Annotated in this window: 12 protein-coding genes; 7 read left to right on the forward strand and 5 right to left on the reverse strand. The window is 61.9% G+C overall.

The features are described 5' to 3' along the window. Nucleotides 1-141: 141 nt before the first annotated feature. Nucleotides 142-2,883 (reverse strand): aconitate hydratase AcnA, encoded by a 2,742-nt coding sequence (gene acnA / locus AC07W7_RS15035; protein WP_169897334.1) that lies wholly within the window; start codon nucleotides 2,881-2,883, stop codon nucleotides 142-144. 190 nt (nucleotides 2,884-3,073) lie between these two features. Between acnA and rlmM the strand changes: the two genes are divergently transcribed. Beyond that, nucleotides 3,074-4,147, forward strand: coding sequence for a 23S rRNA (cytidine(2498)-2'-O)-methyltransferase RlmM (gene rlmM, locus AC07W7_RS15040; protein ID WP_495039605.1), 1,074 nt, complete (start codon nucleotides 3,074-3,076; stop codon nucleotides 4,145-4,147). Between the two features lie 143 nt (nucleotides 4,148-4,290). Next, a complete protein-coding gene (tusA, locus tag AC07W7_RS15045) occupies nucleotides 4,291-4,542 on the forward strand; it encodes a sulfurtransferase TusA (RefSeq protein ID WP_076961259.1) in 252 nt (83 codons plus the stop codon). Here tusA and AC07W7_RS15050 read toward each other — a convergent pair. Beyond that, nucleotides 4,539-5,924 (reverse strand): MATE family efflux transporter, encoded by a 1,386-nt coding sequence (locus AC07W7_RS15050; protein ID WP_495039606.1) that lies wholly within the window; start codon nucleotides 5,922-5,924, stop codon nucleotides 4,539-4,541. The genes tusA and AC07W7_RS15050 overlap by 4 nt on opposite strands. 142 nt (nucleotides 5,925-6,066) lie before the next feature. Here AC07W7_RS15050 and pdxB point away from each other — a divergent pair, with 142 nt between their 5' ends. After that, nucleotides 6,067-7,215, forward strand: coding sequence for a 4-phosphoerythronate dehydrogenase PdxB (gene pdxB, locus AC07W7_RS15055; protein WP_495039607.1), 1,149 nt, complete (start codon nucleotides 6,067-6,069; stop codon nucleotides 7,213-7,215). A 53-nt stretch (nucleotides 7,216-7,268) separates the two neighbouring features. Here the strand turns inward: pdxB and AC07W7_RS15060 are convergent, their stop codons facing one another. Continuing rightward, nucleotides 7,269-7,442 carry a PA1571 family protein gene (locus tag AC07W7_RS15060; protein ID WP_162843708.1) on the reverse strand — a complete coding sequence of 58 codons (174 nt, stop codon included), beginning with the start codon at nucleotides 7,440-7,442 and terminating at the stop codon, nucleotides 7,269-7,271. 245 nt (nucleotides 7,443-7,687) lie between these two features. Between AC07W7_RS15060 and AC07W7_RS15065 the strand changes: the two genes are divergently transcribed. Further along, on the forward strand, nucleotides 7,688-9,463 hold the full coding sequence (locus AC07W7_RS15065) for an ABC transporter transmembrane domain-containing protein (RefSeq protein ID WP_495039608.1): 1,776 nt from the start codon (nucleotides 7,688-7,690) through the stop codon (nucleotides 9,461-9,463). Nucleotides 9,464-9,526: 63 nt separating this feature from the next. Here AC07W7_RS15065 and AC07W7_RS15070 read toward each other — a convergent pair whose 3' ends face one another. Next, a complete protein-coding gene (locus AC07W7_RS15070; RefSeq protein WP_076961263.1) occupies nucleotides 9,527-11,455 on the reverse strand; it encodes a transglycosylase SLT domain-containing protein in 1,929 nt (642 codons plus the stop codon). Between the two features lie 212 nt (nucleotides 11,456-11,667). On the opposite strand from AC07W7_RS15070, the gene AC07W7_RS15075 reads away from it, so the two are divergent. Then, on the forward strand, nucleotides 11,668-13,584 hold the full coding sequence (locus tag AC07W7_RS15075) for an ATP-binding cassette domain-containing protein (protein WP_076961353.1): 1,917 nt from the start codon (nucleotides 11,668-11,670) through the stop codon (nucleotides 13,582-13,584). Nucleotides 13,585-13,762: 178 nt separating this feature from the next. Here the strand turns inward: AC07W7_RS15075 and AC07W7_RS15080 are convergent, their stop codons facing one another. Continuing rightward, nucleotides 13,763-14,200 (reverse strand): universal stress protein, encoded by a 438-nt coding sequence (locus AC07W7_RS15080; protein ID WP_076961264.1) that lies wholly within the window; start codon nucleotides 14,198-14,200, stop codon nucleotides 13,763-13,765. 105 nt (nucleotides 14,201-14,305) lie between these two features. Here AC07W7_RS15080 and AC07W7_RS15085 point away from each other — a divergent pair, with 105 nt between their 5' ends. Together AC07W7_RS15085 and fadB are read left to right on the forward strand one after the other, a co-directional pair. Then, entirely contained in the window at nucleotides 14,306-14,743 is a 438-nt protein-coding gene (locus AC07W7_RS15085; RefSeq protein WP_099170775.1) for a hypothetical protein, read from the forward strand. Between the two features lie 473 nt (nucleotides 14,744-15,216). Then, entirely contained in the window at nucleotides 15,217-17,364 is a 2,148-nt protein-coding gene (gene fadB / locus AC07W7_RS15090) for a fatty acid oxidation complex subunit alpha FadB (protein ID WP_076961266.1), read from the forward strand.

A 17,364-nucleotide genomic window follows, 5' to 3' on the forward strand; every position in this document is an offset into this window, starting at 1 on the left:
CGGGAAATCCTTGTAACAGGTCGATGCAGGGGCGAGCCCGCTCGCGCCTACAGGAGGGATGGGCGCGCGATTATAGCGGCTGTCGCGGGCGGCAAAAATGAAAACACCGCCCGAGGGCGGTGTTTTGTCGGGCTTGACGCGTTAGGAAGCAATCAACTGGCGCAGCACGTAATGCAGGATCCCGCCCGCCTTGAAGTATTCAACTTCATTGAGGGTATCGATCCGGCACAGCACTTCGACCTTCTCACTGCGGCCATCTTCGCGGGTAATCACCAGCGTCAGGTTCATGCGCGGCTCGATCTCGGCATCGGTCAGGCCGAGAATATCGATCTTCTCCTTGCCGGTCAGTTGCAGCGCCTTGCGGTTCTGGTCCAGCTTGAACTGCAACGGCAGCACGCCCATGCCCACCAGGTTGGAACGGTGGATGCGCTCGAAACTCTCGGCAATCACCGCCTTGACCCCCAGCAGGTTGGTGCCCTTGGCGGCCCAGTCGCGGCTGGAGCCGGTGCCGTATTCTTGGCCTGCGACCACCACCAGCGGCGTGCCGGAGGCCTGGTACTTCATCGCCGCATCGTAGATCGGCATCTTCTCGCCGGTGGGAATGTAGAGGGTGTTGCCCCCTTCTTCGCCGCCGAGCATTTCGTTGCGGATACGGATGTTGGCGAAGGTGCCGCGCATCATCACTTCATGGTTGCCACGGCGCGAGCCGTAGGAGTTGAAGTCCCGGGGTTCCACGCCCTGTTCGCGCAGGTAGTGGCCGGCCGGGCTGTCGGCCTTGATATTGCCGGCAGGGGAGATGTGGTCGGTGGTCACCGAGTCGCCGAGCAGGGCCAGGATATGGGCGCCCTGTACATCCTTGATCACCGGCAATGGCCCGGCGATGTCATCGAAGAACGGCGGGTGCTGGATATAGGTGGAGTCTTTTTGCCACACATAGGTCGCGGCCTGCGGCACTTCAATGGCTTGCCACTGTTCGTCGCCGGCAAACACCTCGGCGTATTCCTTGTGGAACATGCTGGTGCTGACTTGCGCCACGGCGTCGGCAATCTCCTGGCTGCTGGGCCAGATATCGCGCAGGTAGACCGGCGCCCCATCCTTGCCGGTGCCCAGGGGCTCGCGGCTGATATCGATACGCACGGTCCCGGCCAGGGCATAGGCCACCACCAGCGGCGGCGAGGCCAGCCAGTTGGTCTTGACCAGCGGGTGCACGCGGCCTTCAAAGTTACGGTTGCCGGACAGCACCGACGCTACCGTCAGGTCGGCGTTCTGGATGGCTTTCTCGATAGGCTCGGGCAATGGCCCGGAGTTGCCGATGCAGGTGGTGCAGCCATAGCCCACCAGGTCGAAGCCCAGTTGATCCAGGTATTGCGTCAGGCCGGCAGCGTTGTAGTAGTCGGTGACCACCTTGGAGCCAGGCGCCAGGGAGCTTTTCACCCAGGGTTTGCGGGTCAGGCCCTTTTCCACGGCTTTTTTCGCCACCAGGCCTGCGGCCATCATCACGCTTGGGTTGGAGGTGTTGGTGCACGAGGTAATCGCGGCAATCACCACCGCGCCGTTTTTCAGGCGATAGGTCTGGCCTTCAAAGTCGTAGTCGGCTTCGCCCACCAGGTCGGCATTGCCCACTGCAACACCGCCGCCGCCTTCGCTTTCCAGGCGACCTTCTTCCTTGCTGGCGGGTTTGAACTGCAAGTCGAGAAAGTCAGTGAACGCCTGGCTCACATCCGGCAGCGAGACCCGGTCCTGGGGGCGTTTGGGCCCGGCCAGGCTGGCTTCGACGCTGCCCATGTCAAGGGCCAGGCTGTCGGTGAACACCGGTTCTTCCCCGGCATTGCGCCACAGGCCCTGGGCCTTGGTGTACGCCTCCACCAGCTTGACGGTGGCGGCCGGCCGGCCCGACAGGCGCAGGTAGTCCAGGGTCACCTCATCGACGGGGAAAAAGCCACAGGTGGCGCCGTACTCCGGGGCCATGTTGGCGATGGTGGCGCGGTCGGCCAGGGGCAGGTCGGCGAGGCCGTCGCCATAGAACTCGACGAATTTGCCCACCACGCCTTTTTTACGCAGCATCTGCGTGACCGTCAGCACCAGGTCGGTGGCGGTGATGCCTTCTTTCAATTTGCCAGTGAGCTTGAAGCCGATCACTTCCGGGATCAGCATCGACACCGGCTGGCCGAGCATCGCCGCTTCCGCCTCGATCCCGCCCACGCCCCAGCCCAGCACACCGAGGCCGTTGATCATGGTGGTGTGGGAGTCGGTGCCCACCAGGGTGTCGGGGAAGGCGTAGGTGCGACCGTCTTCGTCCTTGGTCCACACCGTGCGGCCCAGGTATTCCAGGTTGACCTGGTGACAGATGCCGGTGCCCGGCGGGACCACGCTGAAATTATCAAAGGCGCTCTGGCCCCAGCGCAGGAACGCATAGCGTTCGCCGTTGCGCTGCATTTCGATATCGACGTTTTGCTCGAAGGCGTCGGCATTGCCGAACTTGTCGACCATCACCGAGTGGTCAATCACCAGGTCCACCGGCGACAGCGGGTTGATGCGCTGTGGATCGCCACCGGCCTTGGCCACGGCGGCGCGCATCGCGGCCAGGTCGACCACGGCGGGCACGCCGGTAAAGTCCTGCATCAGCACCCGGGCCGGGCGGTACTGGATCTCGCGGTCGGAGCGGCGCTCCTTGAGCCAGGCGGCCAGCGCCTTGAGGTCGGCACCGGTTACGGTTTTTTCATCTTCCCAGCGCAGCAGGTTTTCCAGCAGCACCTTGAGGGACATCGGCAGCTTATCCAGGTCACCCAGGCTCTTGGCGGCTTCGGGTAGGCTGAAGTAGTGGTAGGTTTGGCTGTCGACTTGCAGGGTCTTAAGGGTTCTCAGGCTATCAACGGATGACATTACATGACTCCTTATGGTCCGCACGGCTACGGACCTGACGGGACGAACAGAGCTTATAAGCTAGCCCGGTTTTGAGTAGCAGGCTAATTACTGGACTCTATGGATAAGTCCAAGGTTCCGAACTCGGCTATCATGCGCGCGTTTTCATGACAGGCCTTGCGCTACAGCAAGCCAGTTGCCAGGAGATTCAATGAACACCCTTTTTATGCACTGCCGCCCGGGTTTTGAAGGCGAAGTCTGTTCCGAGATCGCGGAACACGCCGCGCGCCTGAACGTTTCGGGCTATGCCAAGGCCAAGACCGGCAGCGCCTGCGCCGAATTTGTCTGCACTGAAGAAGACGGCGCCCAGCGCCTGATGCGCGGCCAGCGCTTTGCCGAGCTGATCTTCCCGAGGCAGTGGGCGCGTGGGGTGTTCATCGATTTGCCGGAAACCGACCGCATCAGCGTGATCCTCGCGCACCTGCGGGATTTCCCGGTGTGCGGCAGCCTGTGGCTGGAAATGGTCGATACCAACGATGGCAAGGAGCTGTCGAACTTCTGCAAGAAATTTGAAGTGCACCTGCGCAAGGCCCTGCTGGTCGCCGGCAAACTGGTCGAAGACCCGGGCAAGCCGCGCCTGCTGCTGACTTTCAAGAGCGGTCGCGAAGTGTTTATGGGCCTGGCCGAGTCAAATAACTCGGCCATGTGGCCGATGGGCATCCCGCGCCTGAAATTCCCCCGTGACGCGCCCAGCCGCTCGACCTTGAAGCTGGAAGAGGCCTGGCACCACTTTATCCCCCGCGACCAGTGGGACGAGCGCCTGCACGGCGACATGACCGGCGTGGACCTTGGTGCCGCGCCGGGCGGCTGGACCTGGCAACTGGTCAACCGTGGCATGCTGGTGACCGCGATTGATAACGGCCCAATGGCCGAAAGCCTGATGGACACTGGCCTGGTGCAACACTTGATGGCGGATGGCTTTACCTTCACCCCCAAGCAACCGGTGGACTGGATGGTCTGCGATATCGTCGAGAAACCGGCGCGCAACGCGGCCTTGCTGGAAACCTGGATTGGCGAAGGCCATTGCCGCGAAGCGGTGGTCAACCTCAAGTTGCCGATGAAACAGCGTTACGCCGAAGTGAAGCGCCTGCTGGAGCGCATCGAAGAAGGCTTCAAGGCGCGGGGCATTCGCGTGGAAATCGGTTGCAAGCAGCTGTACCACGACCGCGAGGAAGTGACCTGCCACCTGCGTCGCCTGGACGTAAAGAAACCCAAGGCCCGTTGATCCTATGGCGGGCGCCGCTCCAAAATGTGGGAGCGGGCTTGCCCGCGATAGCGTTATAACAGTCGAAATCAATGTTGAATGTGCCCACGTCATCGCGGGCAGCCCGCTCCCACACAGGGGCGGGTCTGTTTTCGGAGTGAAGTATGAGTCAGTTTTCGGATGTACCCGTCGACGGCACCCTCGACGCCACCGGCCTCAACTGCCCGGAGCCGGTGATGATGCTGCACCAGCACATCCGCGACCTGGCGCCCGGTGGCCTGCTCAAGGTTATCGCGACCGATCCCTCGACCCGTCGCGATATCCCCAAGTTCTGCGTGTTCCTCGATCATGAACTGGTGGAGCAGCGCGAAGAGGCGGGGACTTACCTGTACTGGATCCGCAAGAAGCTCGCTTAACCCGCCGCGCGGATGCGCTTGCGCGCACTGCATGCCAGGCGCACCACCAGCATCGCCGCCGCGCAGCTGAGGCCGACGATCAGCCCCTGCCACAAGCCGCTTGGGCCGTTGGCCTGGCCCAGCCAGTCGGTGAGCCCCAGCAAGTAACCCACCGGCAGGCCCACGCCCCAATAGGCGAACAGGGTCAGGACCATGGTCACCCGGGTGTCCTGGTAGCCACGCAGGGCACCGGCGGCGGTCACCTGGATCGCATCGGAGAACTGGAACAGCGCCGCAAACACAATCAGCATCGCCGCCACCTGCACCACTCGCGGGTCGGCGGTGTAGATCGTGGCGATCTGCTCGCGAAACAGCAGCATCAGGCTGCACGACAGGCAGGCATACACCAGTGCGGTGCCCATCCCCACGCCGGCGGCGAAGCGCGCTTCACGGGGTTCGCCACGGCCCAGGGCCTGGCCGACCCGCACGGTCACGGCCATGCTCAGGGAGTAGGGGATCATAAACACCAGGGAGCTGAAGTTCAGGGCGATCTGGTGCCCGGCGACCACGGTTGCGCCCAGGCTGCCGATCAGCAGGGCGATCACCGCAAAGATGCTCGATTCGGCAAAAATCGCGATGCCGATCGGCAGGCCAATGCCCAGGATGCGCTTGATCACCGCCCACTGCGGCCAGTCAAAGCGCTTGAACAGCTCGCTGGCCTGATAGGCCGGGGCCCAGCGCGTCCACCCGACGAAGCCCAGCATCATCGCCCACATCACAATCCCGGTGGCCCAGCCGCAACCCACGCCGCCCATGGCCGGCACCCCGAAATGGCCATAGATGAACACGTAGTTCAGCGGGATATTCAACGCCAGCCCGCCCAGGCCGAGGATCATGCTCGGGCGCGTGCGGCCCAGGCCATCACTGAAACAGCGCAGCACGTAGTACAGCGCCACCGCCGGCATGCCCGCCGCGATGCCGTGCAGGTAGCCCATGCAGGGCGCGATCAGTTCGGGATCGACATTCATTGCATGCAGGATCGGTTCGGCACTGACCAGCAGCAATGACGCGGTAAACCCCACCACCAGCGCCAGCCACAACGCCTGGCGCACCAGCGGGCCGATCTGCGTGTGGCTACCGGCGCCAAAGCGTTGGGCGACTTTGGGGGTGGTGGCCAACAAGGTGCCGGTCATCAACAGATACACCGGGATCCAGATGGAGTTGCCCAGGGCCACCGCCGCCAGGTCCCGCGCACTGACGCGCCCGGCCATTACCGCATCGACAAAGCCCATGGCGGTGGTTGCCAGTTGCCCGATCATGATCGGCAGGGCCAGCGCCAGCAGGCTGTGGACTTCCCGGCGAACGCGGGCAGGGCGGGAAAGGGGCAGGGTGGCAGTGTTCACGTACAGATGTCCGATAAGGAGGAGCGCAGGACGGCGCATTCTACGCGTTGACGGATGGGTCAGGAAAATACCTGTGTAGCGGATTTGTAAACGCACCGCAGGCTGGTGCCTGTACACTGCGGGTCCGCCAAAGGAGCCTGCCATGCTGATTGTTGCCGACGAAAATATCCCGCTGCTCGATGCGTTCTTTGAAGGGTTTGGCGAGGTCCGCCGGGTGCCGGGGCGTGCCATCGACCGCGCCGCCCTTGAACAGGCCGATGTGCTGTTGGTGCGCTCGGTGACCAATGTCAACCGTGCGCTGCTGGAAGGTACGCCGGTACGGTTTGTCGGCACCTGCACCATCGGCACCGACCACCTGGACCTCGACTACTTTCAAAAGGCCGGTATCCAATGGTCCAGCGCGCCGGGCTGCAATGCCCGTGGCGTGGTGGATTATGTGCTGGGCAGCCTGCTGACCCTGGCCGAAATCGAGGGTGCAGACCTGACCCAGCGTACCTATGGCATCGTCGGTGCCGGTGAAGTGGGCGGGCGCCTGGTCAAGGTACTCAAGGGCCTGGGCTGGAAGGTGCTGGTCTGCGATCCGCCACGCCAGGCCGCCGAAGACGGTGATTACGCCAGCCTGGACCAGATCATCGAACACTGTGATGTGATCAGCCTACACACCCCGCTGAAAAAATCCGGCAGTGGCTCGACCTGGCACCTGCTCGATCGCCAGCGGCTTGAGCAGCTCAAGCCGGGCACCTGGCTGATCAACGCCAGCCGTGGTCCGGTGGTGGATAATGCGGCGCTGCGTGAGGTGTTGCTGGCGCGCGAAGACCTGCAGGCGGTGCTGGACGTCTGGGAAGGCGAGCCGCAAGTGGATGTGGCGTTGGCCGAGTTGTGCGTGCTGGCGACCCCGCATATCGCCGGCTACAGCCTGGACGGCAAGCAGCGCGGCACGGCGCAGATCTACCAGGCGTTGTGCGCGCACCTTGGCCAGCCGGCGAACATTCAGTTGAGCGACTTGTTGCCCGAGCCATGGCTGGCCGGGGTCAACCTCAATGCCAGCACCGACCCGGCCTGGGCCCTGGCGATGCTGTGCCGCAGCGTCTACGACCCGCGCCGCGACGATGCGGACTTTCGCCGTAGCCTGGTAGGAACGGTGGAAGAACAGCGCAAGGCATTCGACCTGTTGCGCAAGCACTACCCGGAGCGCCGGGAGATCGATGGCTTGCAGGTGCGGATCCATGGCGAGTCGACAGCCTTGCACGCCATCGTCAACGCCCTGGGCGCAACCCCGTCACCCTGGTAGGCGCGCATAAAAAACCCGGCCACCAGGGCCGGGTCTGAAAGAGCTTGGGCATATCAGCCTTGCTGGGCAGGCTTGACCAGTTTGCGTTCCAGTTCGGCGCAGGCGCCCTGGATCATCTCTTCGGTAATCTGCACTTCGCGACCCTGGGCATCGATATACGAGCAAGGCAACGGCTGTGGCTGGCGGATTACTTCAACTTTGTCAGTGCTGCGGGTTTGCAAGGACATGGCCTGTCTCCTCATCAGGGTGTGTAGCGACTCTAATTGCGCCGTATGACCGAGCTGTGACAACGCCTGGCTCAGGCGGCGGCTTGAATGCCCACTCCAGCAGAAATCGCTGCGGATTTCCAGCCGCAGTTTAGACCGATAGCCTCTAGGGCCTAGTCTTGCGGGGCATAATTAACCTGACTCATTGTGATTTACCCAAGTTCAATCCGATTGCGGTGTAGGCTTGGGTTTGTCTTCCTCAGGTGATGCTCTCCATGCTGTCAGCCCGTCAACGCCGCGCCATTCGCCTGGCCATGCGCTTTATCGCCCCGTATCGCTGGCAGGCCGTCGGCGCCTTGCTCGCACTGATCGTCACCGCAGGCATTACCTTGTCCATGGGCCAGGGCATCCGCCTGTTGGTGGACCAGGGCTTCATGACCCAATCGCCGCACCTGCTCAACCAGTCCATCGGCCTGTTTATGATCCTCGTGTTGGGCCTGGCGGTGGGCACCTTTACGCGCTTCTACCTGGTGTCGTGGATCGGCGAGCGGGTGGTGGCGGACATTCGCCGGCAGGTGTTCAATCACCTGATCTACCTGCATCCGGGGTTCTACGAGCACAACCGCAGCTCGGAAATCCAGTCACGCTTGACCGCCGACACCACCTTGCTGCAATCGGTGATCGGCTCATCCCTGTCGCTGTTCCTGCGCAATGCGCTGATGGTGATCGGCGGGATTGTGTTGCTGTTTATCACCAACCCCAAGCTCACCAGTATTGTGGTGGTGGCATTGCCGCTGGTGCTGGCGCCGATCCTGGTCTTCGGCCGCCGCGTGCGCAGCCTGTCGCGCCAGAGCCAGGACCGGATTGCCGACGTCGGCAGCTATGTGTCCGAGACCCTGGGCCAGATCAAGACCGTGCAGGCCTACAACCATCAGGTGCAGGATGAGCAGCGCTTCGCGGTGACGGTGGAGGAGGCGTTCGCCACGGCGCGCAAACGCATCGTCCAGCGCGCCTGGCTGATCACCCTGGTGATTGTGCTGGTGCTGGGGGCCGTCGGCGTGATGCTGTGGGTGGGCGGCATGGACGTGATCGCCGGGCGCATCTCCGGCGGCGAGCTGGCGGCCTTTGTGTTCTACAGCCTGATCGTCGGCAGCGCCTTTGGCACCTTGAGCGAGGTGATCGGCGAGTTGCAACGGGCTGCCGGGGCGGCGGAGCGGATCGCCGAACTGTTGCAGTCGAGCAATGACATCCAGGCGCCGGTCACGGGCGCGATTACGTTGGCGCAGCGGGTCAGTGGCCGCCTGGAGCTGCAAGACCTGTATTTCTCCTACCCATCGCGTCCCGACCGTTATGCCATCGAAGGCCTGAACCTGAGCGTCAAGGCCGGCGAAACCCTGGCCCTGGTCGGGCCATCCGGGGCGGGCAAATCCACCTTGTTCGATTTGCTGCTACGGTTCTACGACCCGCAACAGGGGCAGGTGCTGCTCGAAGGCCAGCCGCTTACCCGTCTCGACCCGCTGGACCTGCGCCGCTGTTTTGCCTTGGTGTCCCAAAGCCCGGCGCTGTTTTTTGGCAGCGTCGAAGACAACATCCGCTACGGTAACCCGCAGGCCACCTTTGCCCAGGTCGAAGCCGCGGCGCGCATTGCCCACGCCCACGATTTCATCCTGCAAATGCCTGACGGTTACCAGACCCATCTGGGCGATGGCGGCCTGGGCCTTTCCGGCGGCCAGCGCCAACGCCTGGCCATTGCCCGGGCCTTGCTGGTGGACGCGCCCATCCTGTTGCTGGACGAGGCCACCAGCGCCCTGGACGCCCAGAGCGAGCACCTGATCCAGCAGGCCTTGCCGCAATTGATGCAGGGGCGTACCACCCTGGTGATTGCCCACCGCTTGGCCACGGTAAAAAACGCCGACCGGATTGCGGTGATGGATCAGGGGAAGTTGGTCGCAGTGGGCACCCACCAGCAGTTGATCGCCAGCAACCCGCTGTATGCGCGGCTGGCGGCCCTGCAATTCAACGATGGCCACGACGAACTCTAAAAAAATGCCCGCGTCTCACAACGCGGGCACTTGCAGCTTCAAGTGTGCAGCTTTCGGCTGTTTTTACTGATCATCAAAATAACGCTCGTGCCAATCCACCAACGGCTGTGGCGAGTTGAGCTTCTGCCCGTAGATCACCGAATAAGACAGCACGTTCTGCACATACTGGCGGGTTTCGTCGAACGGGATGCTTTCCACCCACACGTCGAAACTCAGGTGATCGGCGCCGCGCAGCCATTGGCGTACGCGGCCGGGTCCGGCGTTGTAGGCGGCGGAGGCGAGCACGCGGTTGCCGTTGAACTGGCTGTGCACCTGGCTCAGGTAGGCGGCGCCGAGCTGGATGTTCTTGTCCGGGTCCAGCACCTGCTGCGGTGACGCCAGCGGGATGCTGAACTTACGCGCGGTTTCCTTGGCGGTGGCGGGCATCAGTTGCATCAGGCCGCTGGCACCGACGCCGGAACGGGCGTCATCCATAAAGGCGCTTTCCTGGCGGGTGATAGCAAACACCCAGCTCGAATGCAGGCCACGGACCTTGGCTTCACGCACCAGCGTATCGCGGTGGGCCATGGGGAAGCGGATGTCCAGGTCGTCCCAGTACTTGGCCTGGCTGATGGTGCGGATCGCCGGGAAGTACCACTTCATGTCGTAGGCGAGCTTGGCCTGGGCGACCATTTCGTCACGGTTGAAGTGGCGGCTGACGTGATACCACTCACGGCGGCCGTCGACGATCTGGCCACGGGCATAAAACTCCAGGGCGCGGCGCACACCCGGGGTGTTGCGCACCTTGTTGACCAGGGCGTGGCTCATTACCAGGGGCTGGTTATTCAACTGATACGGGGCCTGGGAGCGATCCGCCGCGAGGAAGCCATAGAAGTCCCGTTCCCGTGCCAGGCCCTTGTACAGCACCAGCGCTTGCGGGTTCTTCGGCTCGGCCAGCTCCAGGGCGCGGGCCTGCCAGTAGCGCCAGCGATTGGTGGTGGCCAGGTCCTGGGGCAGCTTGCGGGTCAACTGGTAGGCATCTTCCCAGCGGGCCAGGCGCAGCAACAGGCGCAGGCGCCATTCGGAGACGGTGTTGTCACGCAGTTCCGGGTCGTATTTGCTCATCACGTCCAGGGCGCGGGGGTCGTAGCGGCGTGCCAGGGTCAGGCCGATTTCCCGGGCGATGGACACTTTTTCGCCGCGCGAGAAGTGCATGCTGCTGGCATACCCATCCAGCAGGGCCATGGCCTGTTCCGGGTCCTGGCGCGCCAGGCGGCGCAGGCCCAGGCCGACGGCGTCGGCCATGGCTTCGGTGGCCGGCAGGAAGCGCGATGGGTCACTGAGCAGGGTGGGCTTTTGCGCCACGTCCACCATCAGGCGGCCCTGGGCGCCCAGGGTCGGCAAGGTTTTCACCAGGCTGTTGGCCAGCGGGTAGTTACGGGCTTCGGCGGCCAGCTTGGCGCGGTCCCAGATTTTCTGTTCGGTCAATTGCCCGGCGGCGGCCCACTGGCCAAAGGTGGCATCACAGGCGGCCGGCTGGGATTTGCCGGTCATCCACAGGGCTTCGGCGGTCTTGTAGCCTTCGGCCTTGAGGTTGTGGCTCAGTTGGTACTGGCCGTGGAGGCAGTCCAGTTCGGTGAAGTTGAGCTTGGCGTCGTAGTACTTTTCAAAGGTCTGCCAATCGCCACGCTCGGCCAGCCAGCGCAACCAGCGCAGTTTCATCCAGTTGGCCTGGGGCAGGTCGCCATGCTTGGCCAGGAACTGTTCGATTTCCTGGTTGCTCGCGGTCTTCAGGCGGGCGGTCAGTTCGTCGTAGGCCAGGTACGGCGTCAGCGGGTAATCGGCCAGGGCCTGGCGGTATTGCATATAGGGGCCGGTGTCACCCTTGGCCAGGGCGCGCTTGGCCTGGTCGTAATATTGGCGTTGGGTGGTCAGGTCCACTGCCTGGGCGGTCTGGACGGCGGTGGAGGAAAGAAGCAGGCAAGATAAAAAGCTGAAAAGGCGACTGCGCATGAGACGTCCGTGCAAAGAAATCAGGACTAGTGCCGGCGCCGCCGACACTGATTGCTCCTAGCTTAGCCTTTTGCCTACAGCCGGTGAAAGCTTTGCAGGGCGCTTCGCTGAAGTTCTCAAGAAATGTCCTACAGAACGTGTCGGGCATGAAAATGCCGGCCGCTTCACCCCCCAACTCAGGTAGAATGCGCGCCCAGTTTTTGGAGAAGCGTATGACCCTGCTCAAATTCAGCGATGTGTCCCTTGCTTTCGGCGCTATGCCGTTGTTGGACAAGGTGTCCTGGCAGATCGCCCGTGGTGAGCGGGTGTGCATCATCGGCCGCAACGGCACCGGCAAGTCCAGCATGATGAAGCTGGTAAAAGGCGACCAGAAGCCCGATGACGGCTCCGTGTGGCGCGCCCCGGGCCTGAAGATCGGCGAATTGCCGCAAGAATTGCCGGTGGCCGACGAACGGACCGTGTTCGACGTGGTTGCCGAAGGCCTCGATGGCGTGGGCGAACTGCTTGCCCAATACCATCACCTGGCGCAGAACTGCGTCACCGAGGAAGACCTGGACAAACTGATGCACGTCCAGCAAGACCTCGAAGCCCGTGATGGCTGGCGCTTGCAGCAACTGGTCGACAGTACCCTGAGCCGCCTGCAACTGCCGGCCGACAAGACCCTGGCCCAATTGTCCGGTGGCTGGCGTCGCCGCGTGCTGCTGGCCCAGGCTCTGGTATCCGAACCGGACCTGCTGCTGCTCGACGAACCGACCAACCACCTGGATATCGGCGCGATTGCCTGGCTGGAAGAAGCCCTCAAGGACTTCCAGGGCGCCGTGCTGTTTATCACGCACGACCGTTCTTTCCTGCAGAACCTCGCCACGCGCATCCTCGAACTGGATCGCGGCGGCCTGATCGACTGGAATGGCGACTACGCCAGCTTCCTGGTGCACAAGGAAGCCAGCCTGGCCGCTGAAGAAACCGCCAACGCGCTGTTCGACAAGAAACTGGCCCAGGAAGAAGTCTGGATCCGCCAGGGCATCAAGGCCCGCCGCACCCGTAACGAAGGCCGCGTACGCGCCCTGAAAGCCTTGCGTGTGGAGCGCAGCGAACGTCGCGAGCGCACCGGCAAGGCCAATATCCAGCTCGATACCGCCGACAAGTCGGGCAAGCAGGTTATGGTCCTGGAGAACGTCAGCTTCCATCACCCGGACGGCCCGTTCCTGATCAAGGACTTCTCCATGGTCCTGCAGCGCGGCGACCGCATCGGCCTGCTGGGCGCCAACGGCACCGGCAAGACCACCTTGCTCAAGCTGATGCTCAGCGGCCTGCAACCGACCAGCGGCACCGTGGAAGAGGGCACGCGTATCGACGTGGCCTACTTCGACCAGTTGCGCCACCAGTTGGACCTGGAAAAGACCGTGATCGACAACGTCGCCGAAGGCCGCGACTTTATCGATATCGACGGCCAGAGCCGCCACGTGCTGAGCTACCTGGGCGACTTCCTGTTCAGCCCGCAACGTGCCCGCACGCCGGTCAAGGCCCTGTCTGGCGGTGAGCGTGCGCGCCTGCTGCTGGCCAAGCTGTTCAGCAAACCGGCCAACCTGCTGGTGCTCGACGAACCGACCAACGACCTCGACGTGGAAACCCTCGAACTGCTGGAAGAGGTCCTGCTGACCTTCAACGGCACCGTGCTGATGGTCAGCCACGACCGGGCATTCCTCGACAACGTGGTCACCAGCACCCTGGTCTTTGAAGGCGAGGGCAAAGTGCGCGAATACGTCGGTGGTTACCAGGACTGGCTGCGCCAGGGCGGCTCGCCGCGCCTGCTGGGCGTGACCGAGAGCAAGTCTGGCAAGGCCGACTTGAACTCTGCGGTGGTTGCACCTGCCGCTGCCGAACCTGTTCAGGACGCTGCGCCGGCGGCCAAGAAAAAGCTCAGCTACAAGTTGCAGCGTGAGCTGGAAGCCTTGCCGGGTGATATCGACGCCAAGGAGCAGCAGATCGCTGCCGTGGAGGCCGAAATGGCTGACGCGGGTTTCTACCTGCGTCCTGCGGCGGAAACGGCCAAGGTCATCGAGTCTCTGGAGAAGCTGAACCAGGAGCTGGAAGTATTGGTTGAGCGTTGGGCCGAGCTGGATGCCTGAATGATTTCGCGGCAATAAAAAACCGGCGCTCTTACGAGCACCGGTTTTTTTATATGAAATGCACTTCAATAGGTAGGAGCTGGCTTGCCTGCGATAGCGGTATGCCAGCCACCAGATGTATCAACTGACAGACTGCTATCGCAGGCAAGCCAGCTCCTACATTTGATTTGCAGTGTTCTTACGAGCTTTTTACCAGCTTCACTGCCAGTACGTCGCACGGTGCGCCGTGCAGTACATCGTTGGCAGTGGAGCCCAGCAGCAACGCCAGGCCGTGACGGCCATGGCTGCCCACCACGATCAGGTCGCACTGTTGCTCCTTGGCCAGTTCGTGGATTTCCTGGCGCGGCTGGCCATATTTGAGGTGGTTTTGCTCTGCTTTCAACGCGGGATACTTATCGGTCAGCCGCCCCAGGCGCTCCTTGGCCTGGTCGAACTGCTGCTGTTGCAGTTGCGAAAGGTCCATCGGTACGTCGCCGCCAAAGGCCATGGCCATGGGTTCGACGATATGCACCAGGGATAGCTTGGCGCTATCGCCGGCAACGGCCATGGCGCGCTTGATCACCGGATCGCACTCTTCGGTCAGGTCCACGGCGACCAGAATATGTTCGTAAGTCATGAGGCGTTCCTCCAGGGGACTGCAATAAGTTCAGTATGGCTGCTTTCAAGCGGATGGGGTTGAGTCAGGTCAAATCCGCTCATCTAGAAATTCGGGAGTACACATATGACGGTCTGGATAGTGGTGTCAATCCTTCTCGTGGTCTTGAGCCCCCTGGCCTGGCTGCGCCCCTCGCGCCACCAGAGCGGGCGCATGGCCCTGCGCATGGAAGCGCGACGCATCGGCCTGGCCATGCAGCTGTCGCCCCAGGAATGGCCGCACTGGCTCAAGCAGGAGCCGCCCAGCCCTTGTGCGCAGTACTGTCGGCCACGGCGCGGCAGCAAACCCGCACTGTGGGTTTACTGGCAACTGGAGCCGGGTGTGTGGGTCAATCAATGGCAGGAAATCTGCGTTGACGAGAAGTTGTTGCCGCATTTTGCAACGCTGCCCGATAACGTCTACAAAATCGAAGCCGACGGGCAAATGATTGCCTTGTATTGGGGCGAGAAGGGCGAATTCAGTGACTTACAGGCCATCAATACCTTGCTCAAGGCCCTGGCCTGATACCTCGCCGCAATAAAAAGCCCGACATCATCATCGGGCTGGAGTTGGCCAGGCAGGCCGGTAAATTGTGCAATCCATCGCGCCGTGCATTCGCCCAGGCGTTCAAACGTGCCGCTAGCCTAGCCGGATATCTGCCGCTGTACAGGCACTTTCCAGGCTTTTTCGATTATTGATTCTGTGAATACCTGCGCATTGATTCGCCTTGGCGGTTCTGAAATGACTGAAAAGTCGCGTTTTGGCGGCTCTTTCGGGCGATTGACAATTGCCAGGAATTGGCTGAAGGTGGCGTACCCAAATCAAACGGGCGTATGAATTGAGTGTTTGTCTGTAAGGCATCTCATACATAATCCCGACTATCGCATTGGCGGGTGTGCCTGGCGCGTTGGCGTGAGCATTGACGACATGATCAATGCCCGACCAGGGGCCAGCGTCCGATGTGTACTGTTCAGCTTCCATATCGTGGAGATCAGTTGATGATTTACGAAGGTAAAGCCATCACGGTTAAGGCTCTTGAAAGTGGCATCGTCGAATTGAAATTCGACCTCAAGGGTGAGTCCGTCAACAAGTTCAACCGTCTAACCCTGAACGAACTGCGTCAGGCCGTAGACACCATCAAGGCTGATGCATCGATCAAGGGTGTGATCGTCTCCAGTGGCAAGGACGTGTTTATCGTCGGCGCCGACATCACCGAATTCGTCGACAACTTCAAGCTGCCCGATGCCGAGCTTGTGGCTGGCAACCTCGAAGCCAACAAGATTTTCAGCGATTTCGAAGACCTCAACGTACCGACCGTTGCCGCGATCAATGGCATCGCGCTGGGCGGCGGTCTGGAAATGTGCCTGGCCGCGGACTTCCGCGTCATGGCCTCCAGCGCGAAAATCGGCCTGCCGGAAGTCAAGCTGGGCATCTACCCGGGCTTCGGCGGTACTGTGCGCCTGCCGCGCATCATCGGTGCCGATAACGCCATCGAGTGGATTGCCGCTGGCAAGGAAAACCGTGCTGAAGACGCGCTGAAAGTGGGCGCCGTGGATGCTGTGGTTGCCCCGGAAAAACTCGCAGAAGCGGCACTGAACCTGATCAAGGGCGCCATCAGCGGCGAATTTGACTACAAGGCCAAGCGTCAGCCGAAGCTGGAAAAACTCAAGCTCAACGCCATCGAACAAATGATGTCGTTTGAAACCGCCAAGGGTTTTGTCGCCGGTCAAGCGGGTCCTAACTACCCGGCCCCGGTCGAAGCGATCAAGACCATCCAGAAAGCCGCGAACTTCGGTCGCGACAAGGCCCTGGAGATCGAAGCCGCCGGCTTCGTCAAACTGGCCAAGACCTCGGCTGCACAGAGCCTGATCGGCCTGTTCCTGAACGATCAGGAACTGAAGAAAAAGGCCAAGGCCTACGACGCCATCGCCAAAGATGTGAAACAGGCTGCCGTCCTCGGCGCCGGGATCATGGGCGGCGGTATTGCCTATCAGTCGGCGTCCAAAGGCACGCCGATCCTGATGAAAGACATCAATGAGCACGGGATCGAACAAGGCCTGGCCGAAGCCGCCAAGCTGCTGGTAGGCCGCGTTGATAAAGGCCGCATGACCGCTGCGAAAATGGCTGAAGTGCTTAACGGCATTCGTCCTACGCTGTCCTACGGTGATTTCGGCCACGTCGACCTGGTGGTCGAAGCCGTTGTCGAGAACCCGAAGGTCAAGCAGGCGGTACTGGCTGAAGTTGAGGCCCAGGTCAAAGAAGACACGATCCTGGCGTCCAACACCTCGACCATTTCCATCACCTTGCTGGCCAAGGCCCTCAAGCGCCCGGAAAATTTCGTCGGCATGCACTTCTTCAATCCGGTGCACATGATGCCGCTGGTGGAAGTGATCCGTGGCGAGAAGTCCAGCGAGCTGGCCGTTGCCACCACCGTTGCCTACGCCAAGAAAATGGGCAAGAACCCGATCGTGGTCAACGACTGCCCGGGCTTTTTGGTCAACCGCGTGCTGTTCCCGTACTTCGGCGGTTTCGCCAAGCTGGTCAGCGCTGGCGTGGACTTTGTGCGGATCGACAAGGTCATGGAAAAATTCGGCTGGCCCATGGGCCCGGCGTACCTGATGGACGTGGTCGGTATCGATACCGGCCACCACGGTCGCGACGTTATGGCTGAAGGCTTCCCGGACCGCATGAAAGACGACCGTCGCTCGGCCATCGATGCACTCTACGAAGCCAAGCGCCTGGGCCAGAAGAATGGCAAGGGCTTCTACGCCTACGAGACCGACAAGAAGGGCAAGCAGAAGAAAGTTGCCGACCCATCGGTTCACGAAGTGCTGGCCCCCATCGTCTACGAGCAGCGTGAAGTGTCCGACGAGGACATCATCAACTGGATGATGATCGCCCTGTGCCTGGAAACCGTGCGCTGCCTGGAAGACGGCATCGTCGAAACCGCCGCCGAGGCCGATATGGGCCTGGTGTACGGCATTGGTTTCCCTCCATTCCGTGGCGGTGCGCTGCGTTACATCGACTCGATCGGTGTGGCCGAGTTCGTTGCCCTGGCTGATCAGTACGCTGATCTGGGCCCGCTGTACCACCCGACCGCGAAGCTGCGCGAGATGGCCAAGAACGGCCAGAGCTTCTTCGGTTAA

This window comes from Pseudomonas sp. GW821-FHT01D09, assembly GCF_059422465.1.